11 protein-coding genes are annotated in these 12,060 nt (G+C 73.1%); 6 read left to right on the top strand and 5 right to left on the bottom strand.

The window, feature by feature from the left end:
* Nucleotides 1-40: 40 nt before the first annotated feature.
* The 6 genes from murC (at nucleotide 41) to OKJ99_RS36505 (ending at nucleotide 5,470) form a co-directional block, all read left to right on the top strand.
* Nucleotides 41-1,444, top strand: a complete 1,404-nt coding sequence (gene murC, locus OKJ99_RS36530) for a UDP-N-acetylmuramate--L-alanine ligase (RefSeq protein ID WP_326022632.1) — start codon at nucleotides 41-43, stop codon at nucleotides 1,442-1,444.
* Between the two features lie 5 nt (nucleotides 1,445-1,449).
* A complete protein-coding gene (gene msrB / locus OKJ99_RS36525) occupies nucleotides 1,450-1,860 on the top strand; it encodes a peptide-methionine (R)-S-oxide reductase MsrB (protein WP_326022631.1) in 411 nt (136 codons plus the stop codon).
* Between the two features lie 158 nt (nucleotides 1,861-2,018).
* Nucleotides 2,019-2,810, top strand: a complete 792-nt coding sequence (locus OKJ99_RS36520) for a hypothetical protein (RefSeq protein WP_326022630.1) — start codon at nucleotides 2,019-2,021, stop codon at nucleotides 2,808-2,810.
* Nucleotides 2,811-2,851: 41 nt separating this feature from the next.
* Nucleotides 2,852-4,174 (top strand): hypothetical protein, encoded by a 1,323-nt coding sequence (locus tag OKJ99_RS36515; protein WP_326022629.1) that lies wholly within the window; start codon nucleotides 2,852-2,854, stop codon nucleotides 4,172-4,174.
* Nucleotides 4,175-4,230: 56 nt separating this feature from the next.
* Nucleotides 4,231-5,244 carry an AmmeMemoRadiSam system radical SAM enzyme gene (gene amrS / locus OKJ99_RS36510; protein ID WP_326022628.1) on the top strand — a complete coding sequence of 338 codons (1,014 nt, stop codon included), beginning with the start codon at nucleotides 4,231-4,233 and terminating at the stop codon, nucleotides 5,242-5,244.
* Between the two features lie 4 nt (nucleotides 5,245-5,248).
* Complete coding sequence (locus OKJ99_RS36505; RefSeq protein WP_326022627.1) at nucleotides 5,249-5,470, top strand: radical SAM-modified peptide, FtsH ternary system-associated; 222 nt, start codon at nucleotides 5,249-5,251, stop codon at nucleotides 5,468-5,470.
* 47 nt (nucleotides 5,471-5,517) lie between these two features.
* On the opposite strand, the gene OKJ99_RS36500 is transcribed toward OKJ99_RS36505, so the two are convergent.
* From OKJ99_RS36500 to OKJ99_RS36480, 5 genes are all read right to left on the bottom strand, one after another.
* The gene (locus tag OKJ99_RS36500) at nucleotides 5,518-8,634 is read right to left on the bottom strand and encodes a hypothetical protein (RefSeq protein WP_326022626.1); all 3,117 of its coding nucleotides are present in this window, start codon (nucleotides 8,632-8,634) and stop codon (nucleotides 5,518-5,520) included.
* 44 nt (nucleotides 8,635-8,678) lie between these two features.
* Entirely contained in the window at nucleotides 8,679-10,163 is a 1,485-nt protein-coding gene (locus OKJ99_RS36495; protein ID WP_326022625.1) for a hypothetical protein, read from the bottom strand.
* 166 nt (nucleotides 10,164-10,329) lie between these two features.
* Nucleotides 10,330-10,998: a soluble NSF attachment family protein gene (locus OKJ99_RS36490; RefSeq protein WP_326022624.1), complete on the bottom strand. Its 669-nt coding sequence runs from the start codon at nucleotides 10,996-10,998 to the stop codon at nucleotides 10,330-10,332.
* Nucleotides 10,995-11,261 carry a hypothetical protein gene (locus OKJ99_RS36485; RefSeq protein ID WP_326022623.1) on the bottom strand — a complete coding sequence of 89 codons (267 nt, stop codon included), beginning with the start codon at nucleotides 11,259-11,261 and terminating at the stop codon, nucleotides 10,995-10,997. Before OKJ99_RS36485 ends, OKJ99_RS36490 begins: the two co-directional genes overlap by 4 nt.
* A complete protein-coding gene (locus OKJ99_RS36480) occupies nucleotides 11,261-12,055 on the bottom strand; it encodes a hypothetical protein (protein ID WP_326022622.1) in 795 nt (264 codons plus the stop codon). The genes OKJ99_RS36485 and OKJ99_RS36480 overlap by 1 nt, the downstream gene beginning before the upstream one ends.
* Nucleotides 12,056-12,060 lie beyond the last annotated feature (5 nt).

Here is a 12,060-nt window from a genome sequence, read left to right as displayed (position 1 = left end):
CACGGATCAGAACATCCGAGAACCCCAGGGGAGACCACGCATGGCACCCGGCCTGCCGCATTCCGTCGCCGACATGGACCGACCGCACTTCATCGGCATCGGCGGCGCCGGCATGTCGGGCATCGCCAAGATCCTCGCCCAGCGCGGCGCGCGGGTGGCGGGCAGCGACGCCCGTGAGTCCGCGACGGCGCAGGCGCTGCGCGAGCTGGGCGTGACGGTGCACATCGGCCACGACGCCGGGCACCTCGCCTCCGACGCCACCTGCGTGGTCGTCTCCTCGGCCATCCGCGAGGACAACCCGGAGCTGGCCCGCGCCAAGGAGCTCGGCATCCCGGTCGTGCACCGCTCCGACGCCCTGGCCTCCCTGATGGAGGGCCTGCGCCCCATCGCGGTGGCGGGCACGCACGGCAAGACGACCACGACGTCGATGCTCGCGGTGTCCCTGAAGTCCCTCGGCCTGAACCCGTCCTACGCCATCGGCGGCGACCTGGACGTCCCCGGCTCCAACGCCGATCACGGCGAGGGCGAGATCTTCGTCGCCGAGGCCGACGAATCGGACCGCAGCTTCCACAAGTACGCGCCGGAAGTCGCGATCATCCTCAACGTCGAACTCGACCACCACGCGAACTACGCGTCCATGGACGAGATCTACGAGTCCTTCGAGACGTTCACGGGGAGGGTCACCCCCGGCGGCACCCTCGTCATCGCCGCCGACCAGGCGGGCGCGGCCGAGCTGACCCGCAGGGTCAGGGACACGACGTCCCTCAAGGTCGTCACGTACGGCGAGTCCGAGGGCGCGGACATCCGCATCCACAAGATCACCCCGCGCGGCCTGGCCAGCGAGGTGACCGTCCTCCTGGACGGCAAGCTGCTGACCTTCACGGTCTCGGTCCCCGGCCGCCACTACGCGCAGAACGCGGTCGCGGCGCTCGCGGCGGGCGTCGCGATGGGCATCCCGGCCCGGAACCTGGCCTCGGCGCTCAAGTCGTACACGGGCGTCAAGCGCCGCCTCCAGCTCAAGGGCGAGGAGAACGGCGCCCAGGTCATCGACTCGTACGCCCACCACCCCACCGAGATGACGGCGGACCTGGAGGCCATGCGCTCGGCGGCCGGTGACGCCCGCATCCTCGTGCTCTTCCAGCCCCACCTCTTCTCCCGCACCCAGCAGCTGGGCAAGGAGATGGGCGCCGCCCTCGCCCTCGCGGACGCCTCGGTCGTCCTCGACATCTACCCGGCCCGCGAGGACCCGATCCCCGGCATCACCAGCGCCCTGATCATCGACGCCGCGCGCGAGGCGGGCGCCGATGTGCAGGCCGCCGCCGACAAGGACGCGGCCGTCGCGGCGGTCGCGGGAATGGCCAAGCCCGGCGATCTCGTTCTCACCATGGGCGCGGGCGACGTCACGGAGCTCGGCCCGCGCATCCTGGACCAGCTGAGGGGTTGAGAGACATGTCGTACGACATCGAGAAGCCGGACGAGCAGTGGCGCACGGAGCTGACCCCCGCGGAGTACGCGGTGCTGCGCCAGGCCGGCACGGAGCCCGCGTTCCGCGGTGAGTACACCGACACGAAGACCAAGGGCGTCTACGCCTGCCGGGCCTGCGGCGCCGAGCTCTTCACGTCCACCGAGAAGTTCGAGTCGCACTGCGGCTGGCCGTCCTTCTACGACCCGAAGAACACCGACGCCGTGGAACTCATCGAGGACCGCTCCCACGGAATGGCCCGCACCGAGGTGCGCTGCGCGCGCTGCGGCTCGCACCTCGGGCACGTCTTCGAGGGCGAGGGGTACCAGACGCCTACGGATCAGCGGTACTGCATCAACTCGATCTCGCTGAGGCTGGAGTCGGACGAGGTGGGGTGACCGGATCGGAGTCCTTCCCCGTCTCAACACCCGGGTGAAGCCGGGGAGTTCGGACGTTGCTGTCGACCGGGCGCTGCTAGTCTGCGCCCAGGTCGTCGCAGCAGGTGGGGAAGGGGGCGAGCGCGGTGGTCCGGCCTTTTGCCGTGTACCGGGACGCCATGCGTCAGGCGTGGGGCGAGGACTGGTGGCTGGCTTGGCCCCTCCTCCAGCGCGTCGCCGTCGGGGACGTGCTGCAGAACTCCCGGGGCAGTCTGCGCCCCGCCGGGACGCTCGCCGAACGGCGGATCGAATACGAAGTGACCGCTCCCGAGGCGCGCGGTGAGTTCGTCTACGACGCCGGGGGTGGGATCGACCTTCGCTTCAAGGCGGCCGGCAGCACCGATCCGCTGTTCGCCGGACTCGCGGAGGCGGATGCCGGGGTCCTCCTGCAGTTCGGCCGGCAGACAGGTGCCGTCGTGGCCTACCGCGGCCTCGCGGAGACCGCCGTACCGGACACCCGGCAGCTCGCCGTCCAACTCATCGGCCGCTACTGGCAAGGCAGATGGGACCAGGATCTGCTCGCGGTGACCCAGGCCGTGCACGCCGACGCCGCCGCCGTCCTGGTCACGGACGGGGTGGATGCGGCCGTCGAACTCCGGCTGGCCGCATCCGCGAGCGCCGGGCCGGTGCAGCTCGTCGACCTGGCCGGCGGAGCCGAGGTGGTGCGAGGCCGGCATCTGGGGTTCCAGTGGATCGGGGACGCCGTCACGCCGCTGTACCGGGTGGTCCGGTTGCGGCACAAGTGGCTCGGCGGAGTGCGCGAGGAGTTCGGTCCTGTGCAGCCTGGTCGGGGGTTGAACGGTGAGCCCGTGCCCGAGGTGCTGTTGGAGGAGGCGCTGGACGATCCGTCAGCGGTGCTGGAGTTCCCGAGCCGGCCGGAGGGCGATCCGTCGGCGGAGGAGGCGCTCTGACCGTTCCGCTCCCCGACCGTCGGGCGGCCGTCCGGCGGCACATGGTCGACGGGCTGGTCGGTGAGCTGCGGCAGTGGGAGGCGGTCAGCCGCGTTGGTGGACCGCTGGAGAAGCACCGCACCCAGATCGACGCCGTCCTCGTCCTGCTGAACGCGGGGGTCGTGGACGCCCGCGAGCGGCTTGCGGACGGCCGGGCAGACTCGGTGCCGGCCCGGATCTTGGACCTCCACCACGTCTGGGACTTCTTCCGCGGCCGGTTCCTGCTGCGCCGGGTCCGGGGTTACCGCCGCACCCTGGAGGTGGCCGACGAATTGGCCTGGGAGTGCTACCGACCGGTCCTCGATCTGCCCGGCAGCCGCCCCAAAGAGCCACCGCTGGCCGGCTTCAGCCGAACGGCCTCGCCACGCGCCCACCGGCGGGGCAGCGCCTATCTCGACCTGCTGCCCCGCGGCGGCATCCACACCCGAGAGGGCCGCATCGCTGCCGCCCGGCTGCCGTTCCCCGTCATCGACATCCCCTGGCACTACGACGTACAGCTGCCCGCACTGCTGACCGTGGCTCACGAGGCCGGACACCACATCGAGGATGACTGCGGCCTCGGCGACGAAATCCGCGAGCGGATCCGCGCCGCGGAACTGCCTCCGGAGCGCGTGCCCCACTGGGAGCACTGGAGGGGCGAGGCATTCGCGGACGTCTGTGCCGCTGTTGTCTGCGGTACGGCGTACGCGGAGGTCCTGGCGGAACTGCTGGAGGTCGGGGGTGCAGGGGTCGCGGGCGCTGCCGGGGCCGCCCGGACCACCGAAGCTGTCGAACGTGCCGGGACCACCGGAGGTGCCCGGACCGAAGGCCTCCTGGACGGGCAGCACCCACCGCCCGCGATCCGGGTGCGGCTGGCCCGCGCCGCCGCCGTGGCGGCCGGACATCCACGGGGCGCTGATGGGCCTGACGAACCCCACGGCCCCGAAATCACCGCCATCGTCTCCGCCCTGCTCGACACCGGCTACGACGGACTCGGCGGCCGGCGCCTGACCCACCTGCTGGTCCCGCCCGATGCCGAGGACGTGTTCGTCGCGGCGGAACGGCTGCTGCACCGCAGGCCGTCCGGGTGCGCTCGCGCAGCCACGGCGCTCGCCGCGGCCGCCCTCGCCTTCCAGCGCGATCCGGTCGGCTATGAGCAAGGGGGTGTGGCGGAGCGGGTCGAGGCAGAGGTGTTGCGGTTGCGGGGCACAGGATCCCGTGCGCCGACGCGGCGCGGGGAAGCGGCAGTCGAGGAGGGCCGGTTGCCCGCCTACGGGGAGGCGGGTGAACTGCTGTTGCAGGCGCTTGATGCCGACGGTGCGTCAAGTGGCGCCATCCGCCCATGAGTTCAGCGACGCTGAGCTACTCTGGCGAGGGCCCACTGATCGGACGGGGGACGGCTATGGGGTTGCAGTGGACGCCTGCCGTCCTGTATCGCGAGCGGCGCGGGCGGGTGCAGTGTGTGTTGTGCCCCTTCCGCTGCTCGCTCAAGGCCGAGCAGACCGGGCTGTGCGGGGTCCGCCGTAGGGCGGGTGACCGGTTGGAGACCGCGACCTTCGCCTCGTCCGTGCGGCACTGGGACACCGTCGAGCGCAAGCCGCTCTATCACTTCCGTCCGGGCACGCCATGCCTCACTCTCGCGGCACCCGGCTGCACTTTCGCCTGCGACTACTGCATCAACCACCGTATGTCCCAGTACGGACGCGAGGGCTCCGTCGCATGGGATGCTGAGCCCGTGGACCCGGAATCGGTGGTCGGGGAGGCCGCCGGGCGCTCTGGGTGCGTGGCGATCTCGTACACCGAACCCTCGCTGGCGCTCGAACTCACCGTGGCTTTGGCGGAGTCGGGCCGTGCTCGCGGTGTGGACGTGGTCTGGAAGAGCAACGGCTTCCTCACCCCCGAGGCTGTCGAACTGGCCGCCCGGCACGTCGCCGCCGTCAACGTCGACCTCAAGACGCTGGACGAACACGACCACCGGGAGCTCACCGGAGCTCGCCCCGGCCCCGTCCTCGAGGCGCTCACCGGGCTGCGTGAACGGGGCGTGTGGGTCGAGGTGTCCACGCCTCTGATCCCCGGACTCACGTCCGGGGAGGAGACGTTGCGCCCGATCGCCCGCGCCCTGGCCGCGTTGGATCCCGCCGTCCCCTGGCATCTGGTGCGGGCTACCCCGGCGTATCGTCGCACCGGCCATGCCCCCACCTCGGTGGCCGCCATGGAGGCAGGGGTGCGGACCGGGCGCGAGGAAGGGCTGCGGCACGTCTACGTGGAACGCGCTCTGGGGGCGGAGGGCCGTGCCACCCGGTGCTCCACCTGCCGTACCACCGTCGTCGAACGCGACGTCTGGGCTCTCGGCCGCACCCTGCTCGACCGCGGCAGATGTCGGCGCTGCGGTACTCAGATGGAAGGAAGATGGTGACTCCATGACGGACGACACCCGGGACTACCGCATGGTCGAGCACATCCCCGACCTCATCCAGCCCGAGGAGTACCAGGACCATCCCGAGGGCCGTCTGGTGCGCATCAGCATCAGGACCGACGGCGAGGGTGTCCAGGTGATCGGTGACGCCTTCCGTCCCGATCTGCTGGAAGGGCTGCTGGAGGCGCTGGGCCCCGACGCGATCGAGCAGATGCTCTGCGGGTGACCGCCGGATGCGCGGCGATGGCCGGGGCGCCCGTCACCCCAGCGTGCCTACTCCTCGAGCAGCAACGCCGTGAGCGACTCCCGCAGTTCCTCGGGTGAGGGGTCGGGCGGCAGCACGTGACGGTGCCGGGCCGGCTCCCGCCAGGGGATGCGCGGATAGTGCACCCGTAGCTCGCGCAGCTCGGGCAGCGGGGCCGGCTGGAGATAGGGGTGGGTCAGCAGGATCGTCCGTGGTGCCCCCGCCATGTCGGCGGTGAGCCGGCCGGCGGCCACCTCCGCCTCCCGGAACGCGGCCAGGGGGTCCCCGGCCTGAAGCGAACCAGCGGCCCACACCTGCACCAGGTCCTCTGGGCCCGTCAGCAGCCGGGAGCGCCACGGTTCGCTCAACGGCACCAACACACAAGGGCGTTGAAGGCGCAACGAGGCAGTGGTCAGAAGATGCGCGGCGAGCCGCAGCACGGACCCCACCTTGCCGTGCGTGGCGGGGGTGTCGTCCAACAGGAGGACGACACCGTGCGGATCGCGGGGAAGCCGGCCGCTGCTGGTGCGGTACAGCAGCTCGTCGCGGGCGTGTCGAGCCCGCAACAGGGCGGTTGGCAAGGCAAGTTGGGTGGGCAGAAGCCGGGTGGCCGGGCCGTGCCGGGCCAGCCCCGTGCGTCCGGTGCCGCCCAGTCCGCCGGTGGCGAGCCCTGCGTCGCCGTCCAGCAACCGAAGCCCCAGCAGTGCCCGTTGGGCCGGTCCCGGAGGCGTGAGGGACAGTCGCAGTCGGCGCATCCGGGGTGGCAGCGTGGGGTCGGAGGTCACCGCCTCGGGGCCAAGGACGCGCAGCAGCGCGAGCAGCCGTTCGTCCACTGTCGCGAGGGCCCCCGTCAGTTCGGTGAGCGGGGGCGCCGAACGACGCTGCGGTACCGAGGAGCCCGCCAGGGCCAGGGTCAGCGCCTGCGCGAGATCGTCGGAGGTGACCTCCGGCGGTGCCAGACACGCCGGGTCGGGGGTGAGGTCGGCGACGAGCAGGAGGACGATCCCGGCCAACGCCGGTGAGGGCCAGCCCAGTTCACGCAGTGCGTGCAGACCGCGGTGGTCGGCCAGCGTGCGCAGTCGGGGCGGGGTGGAGCCATGCAGCAGTGCCAGGAGATCGGCCAGCAGGTCCAGCGGTGTTCCGAACCCGTTGCCGGCGGCGGCCGCCCCGATCCGGATCAGCTCGTCCTGGCCGCTCGGCAGCGCCGCCGACGCCGGGCGGGCGCGCCCCGTGAACAGGTCCCAGAGCACCGCGGCCCCGGAGTTGTAGGTGGCCGCCAGCTGGTCGCCGACGGGGGACCAGCGCAGGGTCCACAGATGACCGCCCACCCCGTCCGGCGGCAGAATCACGCGGATCCGGCGCGGCTCCTCGGCGTCCCACACCTCGGCCACCGAGTCCTGGTCCGCGGACGGGAAGGCCAGCAGCCGCGAGTCCGCGCACCAGGACAGCGCCGGTGCCCAGTCCCGGCCGCCGGCCTGGCCGAAGGCCCGCAGCCGGATCCAGCTGCCGGTGTCCCACACCACGACCGGGCCGCCCTCGCTGCCGGCCGTCGCGGCGAGCCGGCGTCCGTCGGGGGACCAGGCCACCCGGCACACCATGGCGTTGGGGTCCGGCCAGTCCAGCACCCGGGTCCGCTGCAGCCTCCCGGTCGGCCCCGGCTCCCACACGATCACCCGCCCGCGGGTACCGACCGCGAGCAGCGTTCCGTCCGTCGACCATGCGGGGCGACGCACTCCTGCCTCGACGGGGAGCCGCTGCAACCCGGCGACGTCCTCGCTCAGGTCGTGGACGAACAGCCGAGCAGGATCCGCCCCGGGTTCGGGGGCGGCCCAGCGCAGCGGGCGCACCGGATCGGCGGCCACCGCCTGGCCGGCGGGCCGCTCGGCCAGCAGCTCGCCGGTGCGGGGGTCCACCAGCCGGTTGACGCCGGTCTCGTAGTGCGTCGCGAGCACCAGGACCGGTCGGCGCCCGGCCAGACAGGCCGCGTCGTACCAGCCGTGCGCGAAGGCCGACACCGCCTGCTCATGGACGTGCTCCGTGGTGTCGGCGGCGTATTCGAGTAGCCGGCCGGGTCCCGACTCGCACCAGTAGCGGGCCCCGTCGAGGGACCAGGCGAAGGCGGGTGCCACACAGCCCGTGCCCGCCTCCGGGAGCCGCGTCGGCCGCAGCACCGCTTGCTCACGGTTCCCGGAGCGGGTGTGCACCTTGCCGACGGTGACGCCCATCGCGTTGGCCCAGCGGCGCAGCGCGGCGGGGTCCCGGTGCCGGTGCGGGCGGGGCACCGCACCCGGCGGTTCCCACACCGCGACCGTCTGCGGGTCAAGACGAGCCGCGAACAGGCCGCTCGCGGACAGGCTGAGTTCGCCGGGGCCGGTGACCTGCCCCGGCAGCTGCCCCAGCGTGTCCAACTGCGCACCCAGGATCCACAGCCCGTCCAGAGCGGAACCGGCGATCAGCAAGGAGCCGTCGTGGCTGAACGACAGCGCGTTCATCCGGTGCGGGAAGAACTTCCGCCCGAGCTCCCGGCCGGAGCCGGGGTCCAGCAGCCTGATGCCCGCGTAGTCCTCGACGGCGACGGCCCGCCCCTCCGGCGAACGGGCCACCCGGCGCAGCCCGTAGAAGGGGCCGCCGAGCGTTCCGGTCATCGTGCGCCCCTGAGGCTCCCACAGCTGTGCGGAGGTCGAGGTGGCCACGCACAGGGTGTCTGGCGAGCCCGGGACCCAGCACACCTCCGCCACCGGGTCGAGGCCGCGCAGCCGCGTCAGGGAGTGGCCGGCGCGGTCCACCAGCAGTACGTCCCCGGAGTGGAGTCCGGCGGCCAGCAGCCGTGCGTCGGGCGACAGGCCCACGGCGGTGACCTCGCCCTCGGCGTGCAGTTGGGCAGGGAGTTCCAGCAGCTGCCCGGTGTCCGCGTCGAGCAGCACCAACCGGCCCCCGCCGAGCAGCACCAGCCGATCGCCGTCCGGACTCCACACCGCGGCGTCGGTCCCCTCCCGCGCCCCGTCGCCCGCTGCCGGACCCGGCCAGGGCAGCCGCCACACCGGGCGCCCTTCGTCGTCGTACCGGACCACATCGCCGCCGTGGACGATCACCAGCCCCGTGCCGTCGGGCGACAGGCAGAGGCAGTGGGTGTCCTCGGCGGGCACGGTGAGGACACGTTGGGCATGTCGGGCCCCCGGTGCCGGCGCGGTCACCGCGCCTCGTCGAGTTGGGCGGCGGCGCGTTCGTAGAGTTGTGCGGCGCGCTGGAAGTGTCCTGCCTGTTCGAGGAGTTCGGCGGCCTCGCGGTACTCGCCGCGCAGCGAGTGCTCCATGGCCGCCTGGTTCAGGCGTCGGCGTTCCGTCTCCGGGGTGCGGACGGCCGCAGGCGCCGTCGATTCCGGTGCCGGAGTCAACTGGTCGAGCCGACTCAGGAGTTCACGTGCGGGCTGAGAGACGCCGGTCGCGAAGGCGGGCGCCTGCGGCACCCACAGATGCCAGGCCGGACGTACGTCTTCGAGGCGCAACTCCCAGGCCCCGTCCCGGCATAGAACCTTGATGACGTCGGTACCCAGGCCCAGAACCTCTTCTCGGGCGGGGTCCGGCAGCGGCGGACTGAGCACGCAGCCGCTCTCCAGGTACAGGGCGCCGGGGCCGGCCTGGTAGACGCAGGTCCCGAAAGGCAGGGACTCAAGGAGTCCCGGCGGCTCGGTCACCAGATGGCGCCCCGGACCGAACGCCACGACGGCTGTCTCGTGCAGCGGACGGGAGCGCAGGAACCGGCGGAGACCGTCGAGTTCGGCGTCCGAGATCAGTACGGCGTCCACCCGGCCCGGTGCCCTCGGGCTCGGCACCAGCCGGACCGGCAGTGGGGGCCCCAGGGCGGGCACCGGCACGGGCGTGCGCACCGGCTCGGTCGTGCTCAGCACCGGACCGGCGTCCAGTAGCGCACCCGAAGCCGGCTTGCCCAGCGGCCGCCAGTGCCAGGGCGGGCCGACCGTCGCGGCCTCCACCACCACATGGAGACCGTCCGCCCGCTTGTCGAGCAACACGGCGTCCGGCACGGGCAGTTGGAGTCGCAGGTCGATCAGGACCCGGCAGTCGGGGTCGGCCGGCCGGCAGGCGACCGTCCCCGGCAGCCGCCCGCAGGCCTCCACCAGGCCGGCGGGTACCGCACTGTCCGCGGCGCGCAGCATCAGCAGCAGCCAGCCCGCGTCGAACCTGCCGTCGGGGCCGAGGCGCTCCACCGGCGTGAACGTGGTGTGCACCCCGGTGGCCAGCGCTCGCCGTAACAGCCAGCGGGCCAGCGCTCCCGGGGCCAGTACGGCGATCTCCCGCAGCCCGGGCGGCGGGGTACCGGCCGGGCTGTGCCCCGCCAGTTCGGCGAGCGGGACGTCGTCCCAGCCGATGACATCGGTCATCCGGTCCGCCGGCCGCGCCCCGGGCGCCGAGCGGTCCTCGGGCCACAGCACGCCGTCGGTGTCGGCCTGATAGGCCGTGCCCCCGTACCCCGCCACCAGCGCGATGCCCGCTCGTTGAGCCGGACCGAGTAGCGCCCACACGGAGTCGTCGTGCGGTGATCTGCGCAGCCTCGGCGGTCCGAGGGCGGCCGTCGCCGCGACATGGCCCAGGGCGGTCCTGGGGGACGGGAAGCGGGCGGCGGCCGACCAGGCCGGCGGCTCCGGTTCGTACTCCACGGGCGGTGGCTCGATCGGCGGCGGGCCGGCCGGGGGCGGCACCGGCACCGCCTCGAACCGCGGGTGCTTCGTCGGCTCGCCGGCCGCGGTAGGGAAGATCCTTCTCTTGTGCCGCTTTGGAGTGTTCATCCGTCCCCCGATGCGTGGATCCAAGTCTGGTGCGGTACTACGAGGCGGGCGGGGGTGCGGGTGCCGTGGGCACGCCGGTGGTGTCGCCCAGGACCCGGGCCGCCCACTGCTGCCAGCGGTCGGTGCACCCGGTCACACCGGCTCGGTAGGAGGCCGCGAAGACCAGGGCGCCGAGATCCGGCCTGCCCACCAGCTCCGCCGCGGTCACCGCCCACAGCTCGACCTCCTCCCGCTCCCGCGCGGGGGAGAGGCCGCCCAGCCGGTCCGCCACCCCGGCCAGCGTCTCCACCAGGGCGGCCGACTCGCCGTACGCCCGGGCCGCCGCGAGCCGACGGCCGATCCGTCGGCGCAGCTCCTGTCCGCCAGGGGCGGTCCGGGCGGCGGTGAACAACTGCTCGGCGGTGGCGAAGGAGCGGGTCCGGGTGACCAGGGTCCAGCCCGCCCGCAGCATGTCGCCCGCGTCCTCGAAGCATTCGGCGGCCGCCTCGTACCGGCCGATCGACATCAGGCACTCGGCGGCCCGGCCCGGCCGGCCCTCGCGCAGCCAGCACTCGGCGGCGCGCGCGGGATCCTTGGCCTGCTCCCACAGTTCGGCCGCCTTCAGTCGGTGTCCCGCCTGCTCGTGGCACCGGGCGGCCTGGGCGTAGTCGCCGGCCTCGGCGTAGCAGAAGGCGGCGCGCACCAGGAGGTCGGGCGATCTCGTCATTCCTGGAGCCGCTCCGGCCTCGCGGGCTCCGGCTCCGGGGTCCGCTCGGGCCCGGCCGGCGTGGCGACGGGACCCGTACGGCCGTCGGCGGCCACTTCGTGCACGTCCGGCCTGCGGTCCAGTACCCGGCCGATCGCGTGGGCGATGTCGTCGTGCGCGGCGTCGTGATCCTGCAACCGGGTGGTCCGGCCGATGTCGTCGATCTGGAGCAGCTCGACCTCGCCGGTCTCCGCGTTGTAGCGGAACTCGACCCTGACCCGCATCAGGCCTCCATCTCGAACTGGATGTTGAGCATGCCGTCCGTCTCGTCCACCTGAAGGGCCTGCGCACCGTGCACACGTGCGTACTCCACGATGGCGTCGCGGTACGCCACGGCGAGCACCTCGTGCACCGGACGCAGAAATTCCCCACGGGTGTCCGCGAGCCGGTCGGTGGCGTCCCGGGAGAGCTCCTCGCGCCGCAGCTCCGCGGTGGCGGCGACCCGCCGCTCGGCCTCCTCGCGGGCCTGGGCGTCCAGGTCGGCGCGCTGGCCCGCCAGGGTCCGCTGCCCGGCGAGGCGGTCCTCCTCCAGCTGGCGGGCGGCCTGCTCGGCGGCCTTGCGGTCCGCCCGCTCCTGCGCCTCTAGGCGGGCGGTGCGCTCGGCGACCTTCTTGGTCAGACCGCCCCAGTTGTCGTCGTAGTACCGCTCGGTCCGCTCGGCCGTGGTGTGCACGTCGACCGTGCCCTCGACCACGCGGGTCACCTCGGCCTCGGCGCTCACCACGTCGACCAGTCGCGCGGTCATCTCGATCTCACCGGTGTCGAGGTGATAGGCGACCGTGCCGCCGTCCAACTCCATCCAGTAGGTTCCGTCCTGCCAGGTCCAGCGGGTGTCGGCGCCGAGCGCCGCCTCGAACGCGCGGCGTGCCGCGGCGCCGAGCAGGGTTCCGAACGCCTGGCGCAGCGTGGCCTCGCCGGCCACGTCGGTGCTCGCCCGGCCTGTCCGGCGCAGCTCCTCCTGCCACATGCGGGTGAGTCGGCTGGAGGCCCGGACCCGGACCCGTCGGGGATTGCACATTGGGG

Origin of the sequence: Streptomyces endophyticus, assembly GCF_035798155.1 — a bacterium.
In the GTDB taxonomy this organism is placed as follows: domain Bacteria; phylum Actinomycetota; class Actinomycetes; order Streptomycetales; family Streptomycetaceae; genus Streptomyces; species Streptomyces endophyticus.
The sequence above is the reverse complement of the archived record's forward strand: the minus strand, read 5'-3'. Positions and strand labels throughout refer to the sequence as shown.